Origin of the sequence: Micromonospora sp. DT31 (assembly GCF_049841795.1) — a bacterium.
GTDB lineage: Bacteria > Actinomycetota > Actinomycetes > Mycobacteriales > Micromonosporaceae > Micromonospora.
Window position 1 is genome coordinate 37,572 of sequence record NZ_JBNCKZ010000015.1, and the last position, 22,049, is coordinate 59,620.

Sequence of the window (22,049 nt, forward strand, 5' to 3'; positions counted from 1 at the left end):
AGTGAGCGCGAGGAGTGAGCCGGCTGCGCGTCGGCTGCGGCCGACGCTGCGGCTACGGCTGACCCTGCTCAACGGTGTCCTGCTGGTCGGCGCCGGGGCGATCCTGGTGCTGCTGGCCTGGCTGCTGGTCCGCGACGCGTTGCGTCCCACCGACGAGTTGCGGCCCGGCACCACCGTCATCCTCGCCGACGGCCGGGCCCTCGACGCGGGGCAGTGGCAGCGGCAGCTCATCGACGCCGCCGCAGATGAGCTGCTGCTCAAGGGGCTGCTCGCGCTGCTGGCGACGAGTGTGGTCGGGGTGGCCGGGGCGTACCTGCTGGCCGGTCGGGCGTTGCGCCCGCTGCACCAGGTGACCGCCACCGCCCGCCGGCTCGGCGAGACCACGCTCGACGAGCGGATCGGCTGGTCCGGCGCCGACGACGAGGTGGCCGAGCTGGCGGAGACGTTCGACGCGATGCTGGACCGGATCACCGGCGCGTTCGAGGCGCAGAAACGGTTCGTGGCGAACGCCTCCCACGAGCTGCGTACGCCGCTGGCGGTCATGCGTACCGAGATCGACGTGACGCTCAGCGACGACGAGGCGGACCTGGCCGAGTACCGGCGCATGGCCGGTGTGGTGCGCGACGCCTCGGAACGGGCCAACGGCCTGGTCGACGCGCTGCTGGTGCTGGCCCGCAGCGAGGCGCAGGCCGGCCGGCTCCTGGCCCGCCGCGCCGAGTCCGACCTGGCCGTCGGCACCGCCAACGCGTTGTCCGCGGTGGCCCGGGAGGTGGAGCGGATCGGCCTGAAGGTGCACACCTCGCTGCGTCCGGCGCCGGTGGTCGGCGACCCCGGGCTGCTCGACCGGCTGGCCGGCAACCTGATCGAGAACGCGGTCCGCTACAACCACCTGCAGGGCCGGATCTGGGTGCGGACCGGCACCGACGGGCAACGGTCGTGGCTGGTGGTGGGGAACACCGGGTTCGAGGTCGTCCCGGCCGAGGTACCCGGACTGTTCGAGCCGTTCCGGCGCGGCGGCCAGGAACGCACCGGCGCGCGCGGCTCCGGCCTCGGCCTGTCGATCGTACGGGCGGTGTGTCACGCCCACGGCGGCACGGTCAAGGCCGTCGCCCAGCCCGGCGGCGGTCTGGAGGTCACCGTCACGCTTCCGTCGACCGACCCGCCGGCAGCCACCTGACCGGCGGGTCCGACCCACCTTTTCGTATGGTCCGCCTCGGCTGTCCCGACCGGCTCCGGCGCAGGTCGGGCTCAGGTCGGGCGGTGGCCGGGCACAATGCGCCGCGCACGCTGGACGCCGGGCCGGTGGCCGACGGACAGTGGGCGCAGCCAGCCCACCGCCGACCCACCGGAGCTGCCCGTGATACACCATCCGGCCCCGCGGGGCCGTCGACTCCTCGTGACCCTCACCGCCGTCGCGTTCACCGCAGCCGGGCTGGCCCCGGCCGCTCCGGCCGCCGCGGCACCCGACCACGACGCGGTGGTGCGGACCGTTCCCTCTGCCGCGTCGCCGGACATCCAGAACGGCTCGGTCGCTGCGATCCACGACGCCGGTACGAAGATCATCGCGGGTGGTTCGTTCACCGCCGTGCAGAACCGCAACTCCGACGTCGACATCCCCCGCACCTACCTGCTCGCCTTCGACAAGGCCACCGGCGAGGTCGACACCGCGTTCGCGCCCACGTTCGACAACGAGGTGACCGCGGTCGTGGCCGGTCCCACCGCCGGCACCGTCTTCGTCGCCGGCAGGTTCAACACCGTCAACGGGGTGACCCGGCGCAAGGTCGCACTGCTCAACGTCGCCACCGGCGCGGTCGTCACCAGCTTCGCCCCGCCGGCGTTCAACGGGCTGATCAAGGACGTCGCCCTGGTGGGCAACCGGCTGCTGGTCGGCGGCATCTTCACCACCGCCGGCAACCCCAACCCGCGCGGCGGCCTCGCCTCGCTCAACGCCACCACCGGCGCGGTGGACGGCTACCTCACCACGACGCTTACCGAGAACCACAACTGGGACGGGGTCAGCGGCGCCAAGGCCGGCGTCGGCGCGGAGAAGCTGGCCGTCTCCCCGGACGGCACGCAACTCGTGGTGATCGGCAACTTCAAGAAGGCCGACGGGGTGGTGCACGACCAGATCGTCAAGCTCGACCTGGGCGCCACCGCCGCCACCGTCGCCGACTGGAACACCACCCGCTACACGCCGCGCTGCAAGTGGCAGTCGTTCGACTCGTACGTCCGCGACGTCGCGTTCTCCCCGGACAACAGCTACTTCGTGGTGGTCACCACCGGCGCACCGTACAGCGGCACGCTCTGCGACACCGCGGCCCGCTGGGAAGCCGGCGCGACCGGGGCGAACCAGCAGCCGACCTGGGTCGACTACAGCGGCGGCGACACCTTCCTGTCCGTGGGCATCAGCGCGCAGGCGGTCTACGTCGGCGGCCACCTGCGCTGGCTGAACAACACCGCCGGCACCGACAACGCCCGCGCGGGCGCGGTCGGCCGGGCCAGCATCGCCGCGCTCGACCCGGTCAACGGCCTGCCGCTGTCCTGGAACCCGGGCCGGCATCCGCGCGGCATCGGCGCCTCCGAGATGCTGGTCACCCCCGATGGCCTGTGGATCGGCGGGGACACGCTGTGGATCGGCAACTTCCAGTACCGCCGCGAGCGCATCGCGTTCTTCCCGCTGGCCGGTGGGGCGGCGCCGCACCCCACCACCACCGCCACCCTGCCCGGCACCATCTACCAGGCCGGCGTCCCGAAGTCCACGAACGTGCTCCACCGGGTCAACGCCGGTGGACCGGCCGTCGCCGCCACCGACGGTGGACCCGACTGGGCGGCCGACACCAACGCCAGTCCCAGCCCGTACCACAACACCGGCAGCTCCGTCTCCAGCTTCCCCACGGTCGGGTCGCTGGACGCGACCGTGCCGGCCGGCACCCCGGCCGCGCTCTACAGCGACGAACGGTACGACCCGGCCGGCGGGACGGAGATGACCTGGCAGTTCCCGGTGCCCGCCGGCGCGGAGGTGCACGTACGCCTCTACCTGGCCAACCGGTACGACGGCACCGCCGCCCCCGGCTCGCGCGTCTTCGACGTGGCGCTGGAGGGGAGCACGGTCCTCGACGACCTGGACCTGTCCGCCACGGTCGGGCACAACGTGGGCACCATGCGGGAGTTCACGGTGGTCAGTGACGGCTCGATCGACATCGAGTTCCGGCACGTGAAGGAGAACCCGCTTGTCGGCGCCATCGAGGTGCTGCGGACCGGTCCGCCGCCCGCCGGCACGGGCGAGGAGGTGCAGTCCCGCTCGTACGACGGGCTGACCGGCGTCGGCGCACCGAACCCGGTGGCCAACCCGGACGGCACCGCCTGGTCCACCGCGCGGGGCGCCTTCTGGGTCGGCGGCACGTTGTTCTACGGCACCGGCGGCGCGTTGTGGCGGCGCACGTTCGACGGGACCACCTTCGGCACGCCCGCACTTGTGGACCCTTACCACGACGCCTACTGGGACACGGTGGTGACGAACTCCGGCCCGGCCGGGCAGACCTACGTCGGGTCGACCACCGGCTTCTACGCGGAGATCCCGAACGTGACCGGCATGTTCTACTCCGACGGGCGGCTCTACTACACGCTCACCGGGCAGAACGGACTGTTCTGGCGCTGGTTCACGCCGGACAGCGGCGTGGTCGGCGCGGACCGGTTCACCGTCGCCGGGGCGAGCGGGTTCGCCGACGCGGGTGCGGTCTTCGTCGCGGGTGCCACCCTCTACAAGGTGAACCGCAACACCGGCGACCTGTCCGCCACCGCCTGGGCCGGCGGCGCACCGTCGACGACGTTCACGGTCCGCAGCGGCCCGTCGGTGGACGGCACCGACTGGCGCGCGAAGGCCGTCTTCCCCGGCCCGTAAGGAAGGGCCCCTTCTTAACGCCTCCGGTAGAGGAAGGGCCCCTTGTTAACACCAGGTGTCAACAAGGGGCCCTTCCTTGCACCGAGGGCGGGTGGGGTGGCAAGATCGCCGGGTCAGCCCGACAGGTGGAAGGGGGTGTGGTCGATGTCCGTCGTGAACCGTCCCGCGCCCCGCGTTCCCCGCTGACCTCTCCACTCCGGCGGGGCGCGTTCCCCACAGGAGGAAGCACCGTGAGTGCACATGTCCACTGCGTGACCGTGGAAGCCGACGACCCGTACGCCCTGGCCGGATGGTGGGGCCGCGTGCTCGACCGCCGGCGCGCCGACGACGACCACCCGGGCGACCCGGAGGCGGTCCTCGTCGCGCCCGCCGGGCACGGCCCCGACCTGCTCTTCGTGGAGGTGGGTGAGCGGCACGGCAAGGGCGCGTTCCACATCGACCTGCATTCGGCCGAGGGCACCCGGGACGAGGAGGTGGCGCGGCTGCGCGACCTGGGCGCGACCCTGGTCGCCGACCGGCGTCGGCCGGACGGGACCGGCTGGGTCGTGCTCGCCGACCCGGAGGGCAACGAGTTCTGCGTCTGCCGCAGCGCGGCTGAACGGGCCGCGTCCGCCTGATCCGGAAACGACACCGGGCCCCCGCCGACGGCGGGGGCCCGGTGTGCGACGGGTCAGTCCTGCTTCTCGACCTCGCCGCGCAGGCTCACGAACTGCGACTGGAGTTCGGCCGCGGACTTGAAGTAGAGCACCACCATGCCGAGGCTGCCCCGGTCGGCCCAGAGGCAGACGGCGACCGGCTCGCCCGACGCCTTGCCGTCGGAGCACTTGGCGTCGCCGCCCAGCGGACCGGCATCGACCGTCTTGAAGTTGTTGGTGGCCAGGCTCGGCGTGATCGCCGCGGCGGCGTCGTCCAGCTCCTTCTTCGGGTCGGCGATCACGCCGGACACACCGGCGATCATGACCAGATCCTTCTTCGTCAGATCGCCGTAGAAGGCGCCCGCCGTGCTGCTCGCTTTCGGCACGTCGCTGGCGAGCTGAGACTTCATCTGAGCCGCGGTGCTCTGGATCTGCGAATCGGTGATCTTCGGCCGACCGCCGAGCGTGGTGGGCTCCACGACGCGGGTCTTGGTGGCGGTGACCACATCGTCGACCGTGTCCTTGGTGAAGACCCAGGCGGCGATGCCGCCACCGACGCAGAGCACCAGAACGACCGCGAGGACGATCAGCAGGATCTTGCCGACGCCGGACTTCTTCGGCGGCACCGGCGCGCCGAGCTGGGCGCCGCCGTACTGCGGCTGCTGCGGGCCCTGCTGGTAGTCACCCCCGTACTGCGGCTGCTGCGGCGGCTGGTAGCCGCCCTGCTGCGGCGGGGGATAGCTGCCGGGGTGGGGATTGGACGGCGGTTGGGACATGAGAGGCAGCTCCTGTGGTGAAGACCGGACGAGTGATCGTAGCCAGGGTCACCGGCTCGCCGCTGCCCCGCCTCGGTGGCCCCGGCGAAACCGCGACCCAGCCGTGACCTGCCGGAAAAGCCGATCGCGGTGGCCCGGCCGTCCGGGATGGACGGCCCGACCACCGCGATCGGGGCGGGATCGGTCAGCGCAGGCTGGCCACGCCGCGCGGCAGGAACCGCTTGCCGGTCACCCGCTCGGAGGTGCCGGTCCGGTCCAGGTACGGCGTGACGCCGCCCAGGTGGAACGGCCAGCCGGCGCCGAGGATCATGCACAGGTCGATGTCCTGCGCCTCGGCGACGACGCCCTCGTCGAGCATGAGCCGGATCTCCTGCGCCAGCGCGTCGAGCGCGTTCTGCCGGACCTGCTCGCCGGTGAGCGGCTGGTCGCCGACCACCAGCAGCTTCGCCACCTCGTCGTTGATCTGGTCGTCGACCACGATCGGCTGGCCCGAGTCGGCGATGCGCTTGAGGTTCTCGCTCACCCCGAACCGGTCCGGGAACGCCTCGTGCAGGGTGCCGCCCACGTGGTACGCCACGGCCGGGCCGACGAGCTGCAGCAGCGCCAGCGGGCGCATCGGCAGGCCCAGCGGGTCCAGCGCGCTGTTCGCCACCTCCAGCGGGGTGCCGGCGTCGACGGCGGCGAACACGGCGCCGAGGAAGCGGGTCAGCAGCCGGTTCACCACGAACGCCGGGGCGTCCTTCACCAGCACCGACGACTTCTTGAGCTGCTTGCCGACCGCGAACGCGGTGGCCAGCGTGACGTCGTCGGTCCGCTCGCCGCGGACGATCTCCAGCAGCGGCAGCACCGCGACCGGGTTGAAGAAGTGGAAACCGACCACGCGCTCCGGGTGTTCCAGGTCGGCGGCCATCTCGGTGATGGACAGCGAGCTGGTGTTGGTGGCGAGCACCGCCTCCGGCTTGACGATCTTCTCCAGCTCGGACCAGACCTGCTTCTTCACGCCCAGGTCCTCGAAGACCGCCTCGATGACGAAGTCGGCGTCGGCGAACACGGCCTTGTCGACCGAGCCGCTGACCAGGCCGTACAGCTTGGCCGCGGTGCCCTTGTCCATCCGGCCCTTGCTGACGGCCTTCTCGATCTGGGCGTGCACGTAGCCGACACCCTTGTCCACCCGGCCCTGGTCCAGGTCGGTCATGACGACAGGCACCTGGAGCCGACGGGCGAACAGCAGCGCGAGCTGGCTGGCCATCAGGCCGGCGCCGACGATGCCGACCTTGGTGACCGGGCGGGCCAGGCCCTTGTCCGGCGCGCCGGCCGGGCGCTTGGCCCGCCGCTGCACCAGGTCGAAGGCGTACAGGCCGCTGCGCAGCTCCTCGGAGAAGATCAGGTCCGCGAGGGCCTCGTCCTCCGCCGCGGTGCCGGTGGCGAAGTCGGCGTCCTTCGCCGTCTCCAGCAGGTCCAGCGCCTTGTACGCGGACGGGACCCCGCCGTGCAGCCGCTGGTCCAGGGTCTGCCGGGCGAAGTAGAGCACGCCCGCCCACATGTCCTTGTCGACCTCGGGGCGGGTGACGGTGACATCGCCGCGGACCACGCCGGCGGCCCACTCCAGCGAGCGCTCCAGGAAGTCGGCCGGCTCCAGCAGCACGTCCGCGATGCCCATCTCGGCGGCCTGCTTCGGCTTGAGCATCTTGTTCTGCATCAGCGGGTTCTGGATGATGACCTGCGTCGCGGCCGGGATGCCGATCAGGTTCGGCAGCAGCTGGGTGCCGCCCCAGCCCGGGATCAGGCCGAGCGAGACCTCGGGCAGCGCCAGGGCCGCCGCGCCCGCGGACAGCGTCCGGTATTGGCAGTGCAGCGCCAGCTCCAGACCGCCGCCCATCGCCGCGCCGTTGACGAACGCGAAGGTGGGGACGCTGCTGTCCTTGAGCCGGGCGAAGACCCGGTGGCCGAGCCGGCCGATCTCCAGCGCCTGCTCCCGGTTCTCCAGGGCGGGCAGGCTGGTGATGTCCGCGCCGACGCAGAAGATGTACGGCTTGCCGGTGACCGCGATGAACGCCGGCTGGGCGTCGAGGGCGGCGGTGATCGCCTCGTCGAGGCTGGTCAGGCCACCCGGGCCGAAGGTGTTGGGCTTGGTGTGGTCGAAGCCGTTGTCCAGGGTGATCAGGGCGGCGGGGCGGTCCAGCCCCGGTACATTCACCTGGCGCAGCAGCGCCTTGGTGACGACCTCGTTCGGTGCGGCGAGGCTCACTTGTCTCCACCCTCCCAGTGCGGGTTCTCCCAGATCACGGTGCCGCCCATGCCGATGCCGATGCACATGGCGGTGAGGCCGTAGCGGACCTCGGGGTGCTCGGCGAACTGGCGGGCGAGCTGGGTCATCAGCCGGACGCCGGAGGACGCGAGCGGGTGGCCGATGGCGATGGCGCCGCCCCACGGGTTGACCCGCGGGTCGTCGTCGGCGATGCCGAAGTGGTCGAGGAAGGCGAGCACCTGCACGGCGAACGCCTCGTTCAGCTCGAACAGGCCGATGTCGTCGATGCTCAGACCGGCGATGCGCAGGGCCTTCTCGGTCGACGGGATCGGGCCCACGCCCATCACCTCGGGCTCGACGCCGACGAAGCCGAACGACACCAGGCGCATGCCGATGGGCAGGCCCAGCTCGCGGGCGGTCTCCTCGGCGACGAGCAGGGCGGCGGTGGCGCCGTCGTTGAGGCCGGCCGCGTTGCCCGCGGTGACCTTGCCGTGCGGCCGGAACGGGGTCTTGAGGCCGGCCAGCTTCTCCATCGAGGTGTCCCGGGGCGCCTCGTCCACGGTGGCCAGACCCCAGCCGCCGTCGGCGTCGCGGATGGCCACCGACACCAGGTCGTCCTGGAGCTTGCCGTTGGCGTACGCCTTGGCGGTCTTCTGCTGGGAGGCCAGCGCGAACGCGTCGGTGCGCTCCTTGGTGATGTGCGGGACCCGGTCGTGCAGGTTCTCCGCGGTGGAGCCCATCACCAGGGCGGACGGGTCGACCAGCTTCTCCGCGACGATGCGCGGGTTGGGGTCGACGCCCTCACCCATCGGGTGGCGGCCCATGTGCTCGACGCCTCCGGCGATGGCCACGTCGTACGCGCCCACGGCGATGCCGCTGGCCACGGTGGTGACGGCGGTCATCGCGCCAGCGCACATCCGGTCGATGGCGAAGCCGGGCACGGTCTTGGGCAGGCCGGCCAGCAGGGCGGCGGTGCGGCCGATGGTCAGGCCCTGGTCACCGATCTGGGTGGTGGCGGCGACGGCCACCTCTTCCACCTTCTCCGGCGGCAGTTGCGGGTTGCGGCGCATCAGCTCGCGGATGCAGCGGATCACCAGGTCGTCGGCGCGGGTGTTGGCGTACATCCCACCCGCCTTGCCGAACGGGGTGCGGACGCCGTCGACAAAGACGACATCCCGGACTTCACGGGGCACTTGGAGCCTCCCTCGGCACGGGCATTTCTCCGGATGCTACTCGTCAGTAACCAAACGCGTCACCACCTCGAGTGTGGCCCGTCCCACACCCGGGCGTCCGGAACACGGGACATCAGGACGGCGGGACGCGCAGCGCCTCCGCCAGCGCGGGCAGCAACAGGCCGATCTGCCACTCACGGGCACCGAGCGCGTGCAGCGCCGCCGCGACCGTGTCGTCGGTGATCTCCTCCGGCGGCTGCCAGGCCAGCCGGCGGATCGAGTCCGGCGCGATCAGGTTCTCCGCCGGGAGCCGGTGCGCCCCGGCGGTGCCGACCACCACCTCACGCGCCCGCGCCAGCCGACCCGCCGCGACCGGGTCGCGCTCGGCCCACCGGTGCGGCGGGGGCGGCCCCTCCACCACCGGACCCGCCGGAAGCGCGTCGTCCGGCAGCTGCCGTGCGTCGTCCAGCGCCGCCAACCAGGTACGCGCCAGCCGGCGCACCGACCGGCCACCGAACCCGGGCAGCGTGAGCAGCGTCTTCTCGTCCTTCGGATCCAACTCGGCGGCGGCCACGATGGCCGAGTCGGGCAGCACCCGACCCGGGGCGGCGTCCCGCCGGGCGGCGATCTGATCCCGGGCGTACCAGAGGGACCGGACCCGTGCCTGGGCGCGGGCGCCGCGCACCCGGTGGATGCCGGAGGTGCGTCGCCACGGCTCGGGGCGGACCCGCGGTGCGCGGGCGCCCCCGCGCACCAGCGCCGCGAACTCCTCCGCCGCCCAGCCGGACTTGCCCTGCCGGCGCAGTTCCTCGTCGAGGGCGTCGCGCAGGTCCACGAGCAGTTCGACGTCGAGCGCGGCATACGTCAGCCACGACTCCGGCAGCGGCCGGCTGGACCAGTCCGCGGCGGAGTGGTGCTTCTCCAGGCTGAAACCGAGTAGCTGTTCGGTCAGCGCGGCCAGGCCGACCCGTTCGAACCCCGCCAACCGCGCGGCCAATTCGGTGTCGAACAACCGGCGCGGGCGCAACCCCAGCTCGGCCAGACACGCCAGGTCCTGACTGGCGGCGTGCAACACCCACTCGGTGTCGGCGATCGCCGCGTCCAGAGCCGACAGGTCGGGCAGCGGCAGCGGGTCGATCAAGGCGGTGCCGGCGCCGGCCCGACGCAACTGCACCAGATAGGCGCGCTGGCTGTAGCGGTAGCCGGAAGCGCGTTCGGCGTCCAGGGCCACCGGGCCGGTTCCGCCGCCGAAACGGGCCACGATCTGGTCAAGCTCGGCGGGGGTCGCCACCGGCGCGGGCGTGCCGTCGCGCGGGGCGGTCAGCGGCATGGCCGCCCCCGCATCGGTCTCGGGCCCCGCGTCCGCCGGCTCCGGCACGGCCGACGACGGGTGCGGGGACACCTCTGCCGTACGGCTTTCCGCGGCCCGACGGCGCAGGGGTGGTTCGTCGGTCACCTGACAACCCTAGTGCGCCGAACCGATCCGGTGTGCGCAGCCGGTCCGGTGCGTGTCGGCGGGACCGTCGCAGGCGCCCGGCGGGTCCCCTTGCGCGCCCGTGAGAGGGTCGGGACAACGGGGGCGACAAAGGCCGTTCCCACCGGTACGGTCCATCGGGCCGCGAAGCGGCGTGCGGGCCGTACGCGGCGGGCCGCCGGACAGCGGCAGGGCGTCGGCGAAGCCGACGGGGAGGACGGTAGAGCATGGCAGGCGGGTACGGAACCGGCGACGGGACCCCCGGGCAGGACGGCGACGTGACGGCCGACCGTCCAGGGCCGCTGCCGCCGCGCTTCGCCCCGCCCGGCGGATCGGCCCCGGTACCCGGGACCCAGCCCGGTGGCACCGCCCCGGCCTGGGGCGCCCCCGCCGCCGGCGGCGCCCCGGCGTGGGGTGCCGGCCAGCCGAACGCCGGTGGCTACCAGTCCCCGGGCGGGAACTACCCGGCGCCGTCGGGCCCGCGTCACTCCACGGGCCCCGGTCACTCCACCGGCCCGGGCTACCCGTCGGCTCAGGACAGCGGCGCGCCGCCCGCCGGCCAGACCTACCCGGGCCGGCCCGACCCGGCGTACCCGAACTCGGGCCGTGCGGCGGCGTCCGGCCTCGCGGCCTATCCGGCGCAACCGTCCTCCGCGCCGCCCCAGTCGCGGCCGTCGCCCTTCGGCCCGGCCCCGTCGTCCGCCCCCGTCGTGCCGACCCAGAGCACCGGATACGCCGCCCGGCCGGGCTCGGGCCCGACCTACCCGGGTCAGCCGGGCAGCGGGTCGTCGCACCCCGGCCAGGGGACGTCGGCCGCGGCGTACCCGGGGCAGTCCGGCCCGGCCGGCTTCCCCCCGCCCGCCGGGCCAGCGCAGCGCACCGGCCCGCGCAGCGTGGTGGCGGTGGTGGCGCTGGTCCTGGCCGGCGTGCTGACCTTGCTCACCGGCCTGCAGGCGTACCAGATCTACCGGCTCGACGACCAGCTCGCCGCCACCGACAAGCGGCTCGCCGAGGGACAGGGCGCGGACGCCGGCCGGCTCGACGGCCTGGAGCAGCGCGCCGGCAGCCTGGAGAAGCAGGCCGACGCGCAGTTCAAGCCGGAGGCGGTGGCCAGCGCGGTGCTGCCCAGCGTGTTCCGGGTCCGGGCCGGCCAGTTCACCGGCACCGCGTTCGCCATCGGCAAGGCACCCGCCGGCGGCGGCACCACCCTGCTCACCAACTTCCACGTGGTGGAGGCGGTCGTCACCGCCGGCGAGCGCAAGGTCTTCCTGGAGCGTAAGGACCAGCGGTTCGAGGCGACGATCATCGACACCGACAAGGAGAAGGACATCGCGCAGCTGCGGACCACCGCCAAGTTCACCGGGTTGACCGCGGCCACCGCCCCGGTGCGGGCCGGTCAGCAGATCGTGGTGGTCGGCGCGCCCCTGGGGTTGCAGGACAGCGTCACCACGGGCGTGGTCAGCGCGTTCCGGGAGGACGACCGGGGCTCCGGCCCGGTGGTCCAGTTCGACGCACCGATCAACCCCGGTAACTCCGGCGGTCCGGTGATCAACGGCGCCAAGGAGGTCGTCGGCATCGCCACGGCCAAGGCCCGCAACGCCGAGGGCATCGGGTTGGCCGTACCGATCAAGACCGCCTGCGACCGGTTCCGGCTCTGCTGACCGGCGTCTCGACCCCGGCCCACCGGGCCGGTCCAGCGGCGAAGCCCGCACAACTGGAGGAACGACATGTCCCAGCCACCGTACGGAGCGGGTGACAACCAGCATCCCCCGGCACCGGGGGGCACGGTCTACGGCGGCCAGTACGGCAGCCAACCCGCGCCCCAGCAGTACGGCCCGCCCCAGCCCGAGTCCCACCCGTACCAGCAGCCCACGTCGGGGGGTTACCCGCCCGCTCCGAGCCAGCACGGTTACCACCCCGGCGCCGCCCCGACACCGCCGCCGGCGTCCGTCCCGCCGGTCTCCGGCCCCGGCTACACCCAGCCGATGTCGGCGCCGCCCGGTGCCGGTTACCCGCAGCCGATGTCCGCGCCGCCGACCTCGGTCCCGCCCGCGCCCGGCTACGGGCAGCAGCCGATGTCCGCGCCGCCCGGCGCGATGCCCCCGTACGGGCCGTCCGCCGCCCCGACCGGTGGCGGCCGGGGCCGGGCCGCGCTGGTCCTCGGCATCGTCGCCGGGCTGCTGTTCGTGCTCGGCGGCGTGATGACCTTCCTCTACGTCAGCACGAACGGCGACCTGGACCGGTCGAAGCAGCAGGTCAGCCAGCGCAACGGGACCATCGCGACGAACCAGCAGGAGATCGAGAAGCTCAAGGGCGAGCTGAAGACCGTCCGGGAACGGCTGTCGACCACCGAGCAGGACCTGTCCGGCACCAAGAACGACCGGGACGAGCAGACCCGGCAGAAGCGGATCATCGCGAACTGCCTGGAGAAGCTGACCACGGCCCTGTCCGCCGCGTCACGTGGCGACAAGGCGGCGTTCGACGCGGCCAGCAAGGGCCTGGACAAGATCTGCAACGAGGCCGAGCGGTACCTCTGACAACCCGCGCGCCGGCCGTCCCGCTCACCCCGGGGCGGCCGACGTGTATCCGGCGGCGGACGAGCCGGTTCGGGCGAGCGGGGTTCAGGCGGCGCCGGCGGAGCGGCGGGTGGGCAGCGCGGTCACACCGGGCGGGGGCAGGCCTGCGGTCGAGGCGAGCAGCGTGCACCAGCCGAGCAGGTGCGGGCCCAGGTCGGCGCGCAGCGGCGTCCAGGAGGCGCGGATCTCGATGTCCCCGGCGGCGGGCGGCCCGGCCAGTTCCCCGAACCGGGTGGAGAGCGTCTGGGTGACGGTGCCGCCGATCGCCCGGTGTCCCGCGCCCTGCGCATCCAGCGCGTCCGTCAGCCAGGTCCAGCCGACCGTGGGCAGCAGCGAATCGCTTGCCAGGTCGACCTCCAGCTCGGCGGTCACGTAGGTGACCAGCCGCAGCGTGCCCTGCCACGCCTCGTGTCCGGCCGGGTCGTGCAGCAGGATCAGCCGCCCGGTCGCCACCTCGTCGTCGTCGTCGCGCAGGACGGCCGCGGACAGCGCGAACGCGTACGGGGCCAGCCGCTTCGGCGCGCCGACCTCCTCCAGCACGATCTCCGGGCGGGGTGTCACCGACCGGAGCCCCGCGACCGCGCGAGCGAACGTTTCCGGGAGCGCGATCGGGGGGGCCATGCCGGCAGCCTATGCCGCCGCCGCCGCGTGGCGCGTGAGGGCGCGCCGGGCGCGTCGCGCGGCGGGTGCGCGGCACCCGGCGCGGCGCCGGCTGCCACCGGCTGGGGTGTTAACAAGGGGCCCTTCCTCTACCGGAGGCGTTAAGAGAGGGCCCTTCCTTCCACCTGCGTCACAAAAGGTGACGGTGGGCGTGGACGGTGCCCGAGGGCGTGGCACGATTGCCGCGATGACCACCGACACCACGGGCACTGCCGCCCGAGACGGAGAACCCCGCCGCGGCGGGCCGGCCGACTCGCCGTTCGTCCGCGCCTGCCGGCGCGAGCCGGGTCCGCACACCCCGGTCTGGTTCATGCGCCAGGCCGGCCGGTCGCTGCCGGAATACCGGGAGATCCGGGCGAACGTGCCGATGCTGGAGTCCTGCCGCCGCCCCGACCTGGTCACCGAGATCACGCTCCAGCCGGTGCGCCGGCACGGCGTGGACGCGGCCATCCTGTTCAGCGACATCGTGGTGCCGGTCGCCGCGGCCGGCATCGACCTGGACATCGTGCCCGGCACCGGCCCGGTGGTGGCCGAGCCGGTGCGCACCGCCGCCGACGTGGAGCGGATCGCCCTGATCGGCCGCGACGAGGTGTCGTACGTGGACGAGGCGGTCCGTCAGCTCGTCGTCGAGCTGGGCGACACTCCGCTGATCGGCTTCGCCGGGGCGCCGTTCACGCTGGCCAGCTACCTGGTCGAGGGCGGGCCGTCGCGCACCCACGCGAAGACCAAGGCGCTGATGTACGGCGACCCGGAACTGTGGCACGCGCTGTGCGCCCGGCTGGCCGAGGTGACGCTGTCGTTCCTGCGGGTGCAGGTCGACGCCGGGGTGTCCGCGGTGCAACTGTTCGACTCGTGGGCCGGTGCGCTCTCCGAGGCCGACTACCGCCGTTTCGTGCTGCCGCACTCGACGTACGTGCTGGGTGGGTTGGCCGACGCCGGCGTGCCCCGGATCCACTTCGGGGTGGGCACCGGCGAACTGCTCGCCGCGATGGGCGAGGCCGGCGCCGACGTGGTCGGCGTGGACTGGCGTACGCCGCTCGACGTCGCCACCGGCCGGATCGGGCCGGACAAGGCGGTGCAGGGCAACCTCGACCCGGCCGTGCTGCTCGCACCGTGGCCGGCGGTGGAGACCGAGGTGCGGCGCATCGTCGAGCAGGGCCGCGCCGCCCCGGGGCATGTGTTCAACCTCGGTCACGGCGTGCTGCCGGAGACCGACCCCGACGTGTTGACCCGGGTGGTCGCGCTGGTGCACGAGTTGTCCGCGCGACGGGCCGGCTAGGAGGAGACCGTGGCGTGGCGGGTGGCGATCGTCGGTGGCGGGATCACCGGGCTGGCCGCCGCCGTCCGGTTGCGTGACCGGGCCCCCGAGGGCACCGAGATCACCGTGTACGAGCAGTCCGGCCGGCTCGGCGGCAAGCTGTACACAGGTGCGCTGGCCGGTGGCCCGGTGGAGTTCGGCGCGGAGTCGTTCCTGATGCGCGACCCGGCCGGCGGTGAGTCGGCGGCGGTGACACTGGTCCGCCGCCTCGGCCTGGCCGACCAGATCGTGCACCCGACCGTCGGGCAGGCCGCCCTGCTCGTCGACGGCACGTTGCGCCCGGTGCCCGGCGGCACGCTCGTCGGCGTACCCGGGGATCTGGCGAAGGCGGCGGCGGTGGCCCGGCCGGCGGCGGACGCCGACCGGGACGCGGGTCGCCCGCTGCTGGCCCCCGGCGCGGACACCTCGGTCGGTGAGCTGGTCCGCGAGCGGTTCGGCGACGCGGTGGTGCAGCGGCTGGTCGACCCGATGCTCGGCGGTGTCTACGCCGGGCGGGCCGACGACCTGTCGCTGGTCACGACCATGCCGGCGCTGGCCCGCGCCGCGCGCGTGGAGCACACGCTCGTCGGTGCGGTACGCGCCGCGCAGGCCGCCGCGCCGCGCGCCCCCGGCGCCCCGGTCTTCGGCACCCTGGCCGGCGGGTTGAGCACGCTCGTCGAGGCGGCCGCCACGGGCAGCGGCGCGACGATCCGCCGGGACGCGGCGGTACGCGAGCTGCGTCGCACCCCGACCGGCTGGCGGCTCACCGTCGGGCCGACCCGCGCGCAGGAGCACGTGGACGCGGACGCGGTGCTGCTCGCGGTGCCGGCCCGCCCGGCCGCCCGGCTGCTCGCCGGCGCCGCACCCGAGGTGGCCGACCCGGTCGGCGCGTTGGACTACGCGAGCGTCGCCCTGATCACGCTGGCCCTGCCCGGCCCGGCCCTGCCGGAGCTGTCCGGTTTCCTGGTGCCGGCCACCGAAGGTCTGATGATCAAGGCGTCCACGTTCTTCACCACGAAGTGGGGGCACCTGCGCCGGCCGGACGGGCTGGCGCTGGTGCGCGCCTCGGTGGGCCGCTACGGCGACGAGACCTCGCTCCAGCTCACCGACGACGACCTGGCCGCCGCCGTGCACCGGGAGCTGTCGGCGGTGCTCGGTGCGCCGCTGCCCACCCCGGTCGCCCGGCACGTGCAGCGGTGGGGCGGGGCGCTGCCGCAGTACACCCCGGGACACACCGACCGGGTGGCGGCGGTCCGGGCGGCGCTGTGCGCCGCCCACCCGACGCTGGCCCTGGCCGGGGCGGGCTACGACGGGGTGGGTATCCCGGTCTGCGTCCGGTCCGGCGAGACGGCGGCCGAAGAGATCATCACGGCACTGGAAGGATCGGCAGCATGACCGAGCAGACCAACGCGGCACGGCTGCGGGAACTCAACGAGAGCATCCGCTACACGATGTGGTCGGTGTACCGGGCGAGCAGCCCGCTGCCGTCGCTGCGGGACAACGTCGTCGACGAGGTCGAGTCGCTCTTCGCGGAGCTGGCCGGCAAGGACGTGACCGTCCGGGGCACGTACGACGTGGCCGGGCTGCGCGCCGACGCGGACGTGATGATCTGGTGGCACTCGTCGTCGAGCGACGCGCTCCAGGACGCGTACCTGCGGTTCCGCCGGACCACGCTCGGTCGCGCGCTGACCCCGGTGTGGTCGCAGATGGCGCTGCACCGGCCGGCGGAGTTCAACAAGAGCCACATCCCGGCGTTCCTGGCCGACGAGGAGCCGCGCCCCTACCTGTGCGTCTACCCGTTCGTGCGGTCCTACGAGTGGTATCTGCTGCCCGACGCCGAGCGGCGGGAGCTGCTTGTCGAGCACGGCAAGATGGCCCGGGGCTACCCGGACGTGCGGGCCAACACGGTCGCCTCGTTCGCGCTCGGCGACTACGAGTGGATGCTGGCGTTCGAGGCCGACGAGCTGCACCGCATCGTCGACCTGATGCGGGACCTGCGGGCCTCCGGGGCGCGCCGGCACGTGCGGGAGGAGATCCCCTTCTACACCGGTCGCCGCCGCCCGGTCGCCGACATCGTCAACTGCCTGGTGTGAAAGGAAGGGCCCCTTCTTAACGCCTCCGGTAGAGGAAGGGCCCCCTTTTAACGCCGCGCCGCGCACCGCACCGCCCGCTCCGCCTCGGCGGCGGGGTGCGGGCGGTGCGGTGCGGTGGGCGGGTGTTGCTCAGGCGCTCGTGGTGCAGGACAGGATGCCGGGCACCGGGTTCGTGGCACCGGACGAGCCGGTGAAGCCGAACGAGGTGCTCGCCCCAGACGCGAGCGCGCCGTTGTAGGCGGCGTTGCGTGCCGTCACGAGCGACCCGCTGCTGGTCACCGTGGCGTTCCACGCCGAGGTGACCTGCTGGCCGTTCTGGTAGTTCCAGCTGACCGACCAGCCGCGGATCGCCGAGCCGCCGTTCGTGACCTTCACCTCGGCCTGGAAACCGCCGCCCCACGAACCGGTGATCGAGTACGTGGCGGTGCAGCCACCGGCCGGGGTCGGCGTGGTCGGCGGCGGGCTGGTCGGCGGGGTGCTCGGGCTGGTGGTGGGGGAGACGGTCGGCGACGCGGTCGGCGACGCCGTCGGGGACGCGGTCGGCGTGGTGCCGCCGCCGCCGAAGTCCACGTCACTGCACAGGTAGTAGGACTGGTCCAGGTGGCTGGCCTGCCAGATGGTGTAGACGACGTGCCGGCCGGTGCGGCCCGGCGCATTCGCCGGGATCTGGATGGACACGCCGTCCACCTCGCGCGTCCACTGGCTGGCCGGGGTGTTGCCGATCTGGCCGACCAGTTCCAGGTCGCTCCAGCGCAGTGGCGAGGTGAGCGCGTTGTAACCCTGCTTGCTCACGTACACCCGGATGTAGTCGGCGCCGTGGCTGGCCTGGTCGAACAGCTTGACCCGGAAGTTGGTGGTGGCCGGGACGGTCTTCCACGCGCCGACCGTGTCGAGCGCGTTGTAGCGGCCGCTCTGGGTGCGGCCGCCGCTGCACAGCTGCCCGTCGGGGATGGCGCCCTGGTGGTTGCCGGCCACACCCTCGCGGAACAGGCCGTTCCAGTTCCACATGGCGTTCGGGTCGGCCTGCCACGCCTGCCAGCACATCGGGTCCTGGGTGGCCATGGCCGGGTTCTGGAAGTCACCGCCCCAGCGCTGCCAGCAGCTGTAGCTGCGTGAGGCCGGGTCGACCACCGACCCGTGCGCCGAGGCCGGGCCGGAGAACGCGGTGGTGAGCAGCGCCGCGACGACCGCGCAGACACTGAGGATCGCCGCCGCGAGCGGGACACGCCGGCGGTACGGAGTGGACATGTGAAGCCTCCGGGAAGGGGAATGTCGATCACGACGCCCGGACTGGCGGGAGTTGCCCTCTCCCGCGTGGCGGCTCGGCCCGCACACTGCCACAAAAAGCGACAAACGTCAATGAGATGGGTCGCGGCGCATCGGAGTGTGCGGGATGCCGTCCTCGACGTACCCGGGGCCGCTGACCGTGAAGCCGAAAGCGGCGTAGAAGCCGACCAGGTGCGTCTGTGCCTCCAGCACGCACGGCCGGTCACCCACCGCGGCCAGCGCCTCGGCCATCAGCGCGCCGGCCAGGCCCGCGCCCCGGGCCGTCGGGGCCACCACCACCCGGCCGATCCGCGCCACGCCGTCGGGGTCGGCCAGGATCCGCAGGTACGCCAGGACGGCGTCGTCGCGGGTCAGCCAGAGGTGGCGGGTGTCGGGCTCGACGTCCCGGCCGTCGAGTTCCGGGTACGGGCAGGACTGCTCCACCACGAACACGTCGATGCGCAGCCGGAGCAGGTCGTGGAAGGTGCGGGCGTCCAGGTCGGCGAAGCCGGCCACGTGGAACTCGACGGGCATCGGCCCAGGTTAGGCGGTCCCCGATCCGGCCGGGACGAGGGCCGGCAGGTCGTGCTATTCGGTGCGTAGGGCCGTCGCGGTCCGGGTCCTGGCCGCCCAACCGGCCGGCAGCAGCGCTCCGAGCAGGGCGGTCAGCGGTCCGCCCAGCGCCAACTCCGGCATCGGGCTGACGGCCTGGTGACCACCCGCCGCATCCTCACCGGGACCGTCGCAGGGCCGCGGATCATCATCCTCACCACGTTCGACCTGGACCAGTACGTGTACGCGGCGCTCGCGGCCGGGGCCAGCGGGTTCCTGCTCAAGGACGTGACGCCGGAGCACCTGGTCGCCGCCGTGCACATGGTGCGGGAGGGTGACGCGCTGCTCGCGCCCGCGATCACCCGTCGCCTGGTGCGGCGCTTCGCCCGCCGTGATCCGCAGACGGCGACGTTGCACCGCGACCTGGCCGCGTTGACCCGGCGCGAGACGGAGGTCCTGCGGCTGCTGGCCGGCGGGATGAGCAACGCCGAACTCGCGGACGCGTTACACCTGTCCGAGGCGACCGTGAAGACCCACGTCGCCCGGATCCTCGCCAAGCTCAATGTGCGCGACCGGGTGCAGGCGGTGGTGGTGGCATACGAGACGGGCCTCGTCAGCCCCGGTTCACCGCAGGACTGAGGGGTCGCCCTCAGGCGGGGCGGGCACCGACCGCGTCGCGTACCTCGGCGCCCTGCGCGCCCTCGACGGCGCGGGCGCAGTGGGCGCAGCAGAAGAACCGGCCGGCGACCTCGACACCGTGGCCGACGATCTTGGTCTGGCAGTGCTCGCAGATCGGTGCCATCTTGTGCACCGCGCACTCGAAGCAGTCGAACGTGTGCCGGGAGCCGTCGACGGTGTGCACCTCGAACGTCATCCAGTAGTCGTTGCCGCAGACCTCGCAGGTAGCCATGTACACAAACCCCCCGAAAACGGACCAGTCCTCGCAGGGTGGCGCAGCCGACGCCGCCGGGCAACCGGAACCGCGAACCTGGTCCGGCCCGACGGCGAGTCGCCCCCGGCGTGTCGCGCGCCGACCCTGGTGACCGCCGAGCGCTACGGCGGTGGACCCGGGGTCAGCCGCCGTTCGGCGCCAACCGCACCGAAATCGAGTTGACGCAGTGCCGGGTGTCCTTCGGGGTGAAACCCTCACCCTCGAAGACGTGCCCGAGGTGGCTGTCGCACCGCGCGCAGCGGATCTCCACCCGCCGCATGCCGAGCGTGTTGTCCGGGATCTCCTTCACCGCGCCCGGCACGGCGTCGTCGAAGCTCGGCCAACCGCAGTGCGAGTCGAACTTGTCCTCGCTGCGGAACACCTCCAGCCCGCAGGCCCGGCACTGGTAGACGCCGGGGGTCTTCGTGTCGACGTACTCGCCGGTCCAGGGCGCCTCGGTGCCGGCCTGCCGGAGCACCCGGAACTCCTCCGGGCTGAGCCGGACGCGCCACTCGTCCTCGGTTCGGGGCAGTTCGTTGTCGGAAAGACTCACCCGTCAACGGTACGTCGACTGTCGGCGCCATCGCATATGGTCGCGTGATGGCGGGCAGGAGTGCGGTCGAGGAGATCGAGGTCGCCGGGCACACGGTCCGGCTGAGCAGCCCCGACCGGGTCATCTTCCCGCAGCGGGGCTTCACCAAGGCCGACGTGTTCCGCTACTACCTGGCGGTGGGCGAGGGGATCATGCGGGCCCTGCGCGACCGGCCGACCACCCTGCAACGCTTCCCCGAGGGCATCGAGGGGGAGATGTTCTTCCAGAAGCGGGTGCCGGCACGTGGCGTGCCCCCGTGGGTCCGCACCGCGCGGATCAGCTTCCCCAGCGGGCGCCCGGCCGACGAGCTGTGCCCCGCCGACCTGGCCCACGTGGCCTGGGCCGCGCAGATGGGCACGGTGGTGTTCCACCCGTGGCCGGTGCGCGCCGCCGACGCCGACCGGCCCGACGAGCTGCGGATCGACCTCGACCCGCAGCCCGGCACCGACTTCGCCGACGCGGTGACCGCCGCCGGGGAGCTGCGCGACCTGCTGGCCGAGCTGGGCGTGCCCGGCTGGCCGAAGACCTCCGGCGGCCGGGGCGTGCACGTCTACCTGCGCATCCAGCCACGCTGGACGTTCGTGGAGGTGCGCCGGGCCACCATCGCGCTGGCCCGCGAGCTGGAGCGGCGCCGGCCCGAGCTGGTCACCACCGCCTGGTGGAAGGAGGAACGGGGCCGGCGGGTCTTCGTCGACTTCAACCAGATGGCCCGGGACCGCACCATCGCCTGCGCGTACTCGCTGCGCGCCACCGGCCGGGCCACCGTCTCCACCCCGGTCGACTGGGCCGAGCTGCCCGGGGTCGACCCGGACGACTTCCACCTCGGCACGGTGCCGGCCCGGTTCGCCGAGCGCGGCGACCCGCACGCCGGCATCGACGACGCCCCGTGGGACATCACGCCGTTGCTGGAGTGGGCCGAGCGGGACGCCGCCGACGGCCTGGGCGACCTGCCCTACCCGCCGGAATATCCGAAGATGCCGGGTGAGCCGAAACGTGTCCAACCGTCCAAGGACCGCGACCGGCCCCGCCCCTGACCGCGTCGACCGAGGAGGTGTGGCATCCGGTGGAGGCTACGGCACCGCAGGCACGGGGACGACGACGCTGGCCGTGGGTGGTGGCCGCCCTGGTGGCCGTGGCGCTGGTCGCGGGCGGGGTGCTGGTCCGGGCATACCCGTCGGTCGCCGCCACGACCTGCCCCCGCTGCTACGGCATGACCCCGGTGCGCGACCGCCTCTACGCCGAACCCGGTCTGTCGGCCGCCGACCGGCGGCGGCTCGTCGAGGTGTACGACGCCGCCACCCGGCAGGTCGATGACTTCTACCGAGGGCGCGAGAGCGCGCCCACCGTGCTCGCCTGCTTCAGCGCCGACTGCTACGCCCGCATCGGTGGCGGCGGCGAACGGGGGATGGCCGTTCGCAACCAGGCGCTGATGCTCTCGCCCCGGGGCATCGACCCGGTGATCGCCGCGCACGAACTCTCCCACGTCGAGTTGCACGCGCGGCTCGGCTCGCACGCCGACGAGGTGCCGCAGTGGTTCGACGAAGGGCTGGCCGTCCTGGTCGCGGACGACCGGCGCTACCTGCTGCCACCGACCGCCCCGGACCGCTGTCGCGACGCCGCGCCGGGGCCGCTGCCGGAGACACTCGACGCCTGGCTGCGCGCGGCCACCGCCGACGAGCAGGTGTACGCCCGGGCCGCCTGCCGGGTGCAGCGCTGGGTCCAGGCGGGCGGCGGTCCGGAGGCCGTGCTCCGCCTCGTCACCCGGCTCCGCGCCGGTGCCGACATCGACACCCTTCTCACCTCCTGATCCGGGCGCACGGAGCCGCGGGCGGCCGCCCGCGGCTTGCCCGTGTCGGATAACGATCATGTAACGGGC

Annotated in this window: 20 protein-coding genes; 11 read left to right on the forward strand and 9 right to left on the reverse strand. The window is 73.3% G+C overall.

Translation table 11 applies throughout. The features are described 5' to 3' along the window. Position 1 precedes the first annotated feature (1 nt). From ACLQ2X_RS22055 to ACLQ2X_RS22065, 3 genes are all read left to right on the forward strand, one after another. The gene (locus ACLQ2X_RS22055) at positions 2–1,177 is read left to right on the forward strand and encodes a sensor histidine kinase (protein ID WP_425682971.1); all 1,176 of its coding nucleotides are present in this window, start codon (positions 2–4) and stop codon (positions 1,175–1,177) included. A gap of 219 nt (positions 1,178–1,396) precedes the next feature. Next, positions 1,397–3,901 (forward strand): malectin domain-containing carbohydrate-binding protein, encoded by a 2,505-nt coding sequence (locus tag ACLQ2X_RS22060; protein WP_425682972.1) that lies wholly within the window; start codon positions 1,397–1,399, stop codon positions 3,899–3,901. A gap of 230 nt (positions 3,902–4,131) precedes the next feature. Beyond that, positions 4,132–4,518, forward strand: a complete 387-nt coding sequence (locus ACLQ2X_RS22065; protein ID WP_425682973.1) for a VOC family protein — start codon at positions 4,132–4,134, stop codon at positions 4,516–4,518. A gap of 53 nt (positions 4,519–4,571) precedes the next feature. On the opposite strand, the gene ACLQ2X_RS22070 is transcribed toward ACLQ2X_RS22065, so the two are convergent. The 4 genes from ACLQ2X_RS22070 to ACLQ2X_RS22085 all read right to left on the reverse strand — a co-directional run bounded on the left by ACLQ2X_RS22070 (position 4,572) and on the right by ACLQ2X_RS22085 (position 10,188). Then, positions 4,572–5,312: a hypothetical protein gene (locus tag ACLQ2X_RS22070; protein WP_425682974.1), complete on the reverse strand. Its 741-nt coding sequence runs from the start codon at positions 5,310–5,312 to the stop codon at positions 4,572–4,574. Positions 5,313–5,496: 184 nt separating this feature from the next. Next, on the reverse strand, positions 5,497–7,560 hold the full coding sequence (locus ACLQ2X_RS22075) for a 3-hydroxyacyl-CoA dehydrogenase NAD-binding domain-containing protein (RefSeq protein WP_425682975.1): 2,064 nt from the start codon (positions 7,558–7,560) through the stop codon (positions 5,497–5,499). Further along, positions 7,557–8,753: a thiolase family protein gene (locus tag ACLQ2X_RS22080; protein ID WP_425682976.1), complete on the reverse strand. Its 1,197-nt coding sequence runs from the start codon at positions 8,751–8,753 to the stop codon at positions 7,557–7,559. Before ACLQ2X_RS22080 ends, ACLQ2X_RS22075 begins: the two co-directional genes overlap by 4 nt. A gap of 112 nt (positions 8,754–8,865) precedes the next feature. Next, entirely contained in the window at positions 8,866–10,188 is a 1,323-nt protein-coding gene (locus tag ACLQ2X_RS22085) for a ribonuclease D (protein ID WP_425682977.1), read from the reverse strand. Positions 10,189–10,484: 296 nt separating this feature from the next. Between ACLQ2X_RS22085 and ACLQ2X_RS22090 the strand changes: the two genes are divergently transcribed. Continuing rightward, positions 10,485–11,867, forward strand: coding sequence for a trypsin-like peptidase domain-containing protein (locus tag ACLQ2X_RS22090; protein WP_425682978.1), 1,383 nt, complete (start codon positions 10,485–10,487; stop codon positions 11,865–11,867). 66 nt (positions 11,868–11,933) lie between these two features. After that, positions 11,934–12,743 (forward strand): hypothetical protein, encoded by an 810-nt coding sequence (locus tag ACLQ2X_RS22095; RefSeq protein ID WP_425682979.1) that lies wholly within the window; start codon positions 11,934–11,936, stop codon positions 12,741–12,743. Between the two features lie 84 nt (positions 12,744–12,827). Here ACLQ2X_RS22095 and ACLQ2X_RS22100 read toward each other — a convergent pair whose 3' ends face one another. After that, positions 12,828–13,403 (reverse strand): DUF3000 domain-containing protein, encoded by a 576-nt coding sequence (locus tag ACLQ2X_RS22100; RefSeq protein WP_425682980.1) that lies wholly within the window; start codon positions 13,401–13,403, stop codon positions 12,828–12,830. A 226-nt stretch (positions 13,404–13,629) separates the two neighbouring features. On the opposite strand from ACLQ2X_RS22100, the gene hemE reads away from it, so the two are divergent. The 3 genes from hemE to hemQ are packed head-to-tail and all read left to right on the forward strand — an operon-like array spanning position 13,630 to position 16,832. Beyond that, positions 13,630–14,721, forward strand: coding sequence for a uroporphyrinogen decarboxylase (hemE, locus tag ACLQ2X_RS22105; protein ID WP_425682981.1), 1,092 nt, complete (start codon positions 13,630–13,632; stop codon positions 14,719–14,721). A 9-nt stretch (positions 14,722–14,730) separates the two neighbouring features. Then, positions 14,731–16,134 carry a protoporphyrinogen oxidase gene (gene hemG, locus ACLQ2X_RS22110; RefSeq protein ID WP_425682982.1) on the forward strand — a complete coding sequence of 468 codons (1,404 nt, stop codon included), beginning with the start codon at positions 14,731–14,733 and terminating at the stop codon, positions 16,132–16,134. Continuing rightward, a complete protein-coding gene (hemQ, locus tag ACLQ2X_RS22115) occupies positions 16,131–16,832 on the forward strand; it encodes a hydrogen peroxide-dependent heme synthase (RefSeq protein ID WP_425682983.1) in 702 nt (233 codons plus the stop codon). The genes hemG and hemQ overlap by 4 nt, the downstream gene beginning before the upstream one ends. A 129-nt stretch (positions 16,833–16,961) precedes the next feature. On the opposite strand, the gene ACLQ2X_RS22120 is transcribed toward hemQ, so the two are convergent. Together ACLQ2X_RS22120 and ACLQ2X_RS22125 are read right to left on the reverse strand one after the other, a co-directional pair. Further along, the gene (locus ACLQ2X_RS22120; protein ID WP_425682984.1) at positions 16,962–18,080 is read right to left on the reverse strand and encodes a lytic polysaccharide monooxygenase auxiliary activity family 9 protein; all 1,119 of its coding nucleotides are present in this window, start codon (positions 18,078–18,080) and stop codon (positions 16,962–16,964) included. Between the two features lie 108 nt (positions 18,081–18,188). Continuing rightward, on the reverse strand, positions 18,189–18,632 hold the full coding sequence (locus tag ACLQ2X_RS22125) for a GNAT family N-acetyltransferase (RefSeq protein ID WP_425682985.1): 444 nt from the start codon (positions 18,630–18,632) through the stop codon (positions 18,189–18,191). A 174-nt stretch (positions 18,633–18,806) separates the two neighbouring features. Between ACLQ2X_RS22125 and ACLQ2X_RS22130 the strand changes: the two genes are divergently transcribed. After that, positions 18,807–19,289: a LuxR C-terminal-related transcriptional regulator gene (locus ACLQ2X_RS22130; protein WP_425683044.1), complete on the forward strand. Its 483-nt coding sequence runs from the start codon at positions 18,807–18,809 to the stop codon at positions 19,287–19,289. A 10-nt stretch (positions 19,290–19,299) separates the two neighbouring features. Here ACLQ2X_RS22130 and ACLQ2X_RS22135 read toward each other — a convergent pair whose 3' ends face one another. Together ACLQ2X_RS22135 and msrB are read right to left on the reverse strand one after the other, a co-directional pair. Then, positions 19,300–19,560, reverse strand: a complete 261-nt coding sequence (locus tag ACLQ2X_RS22135; protein WP_425682986.1) for a Prokaryotic metallothionein — start codon at positions 19,558–19,560, stop codon at positions 19,300–19,302. Positions 19,561–19,723: 163 nt separating this feature from the next. After that, positions 19,724–20,134 carry a peptide-methionine (R)-S-oxide reductase MsrB gene (msrB, locus tag ACLQ2X_RS22140; RefSeq protein WP_425682987.1) on the reverse strand — a complete coding sequence of 137 codons (411 nt, stop codon included), beginning with the start codon at positions 20,132–20,134 and terminating at the stop codon, positions 19,724–19,726. A 47-nt stretch (positions 20,135–20,181) separates the two neighbouring features. Here msrB and ligD point away from each other — a divergent pair, with 47 nt between their 5' ends. Together ligD and ACLQ2X_RS22150 are read left to right on the forward strand one after the other, a co-directional pair. Next, entirely contained in the window at positions 20,182–21,207 is a 1,026-nt protein-coding gene (gene ligD, locus ACLQ2X_RS22145; RefSeq protein WP_425682988.1) for a non-homologous end-joining DNA ligase, read from the forward strand. Positions 21,208–21,236: 29 nt separating this feature from the next. Further along, on the forward strand, positions 21,237–21,980 hold the full coding sequence (locus ACLQ2X_RS22150; protein WP_425682989.1) for a hypothetical protein: 744 nt from the start codon (positions 21,237–21,239) through the stop codon (positions 21,978–21,980). Positions 21,981–22,049 lie beyond the last annotated feature (69 nt).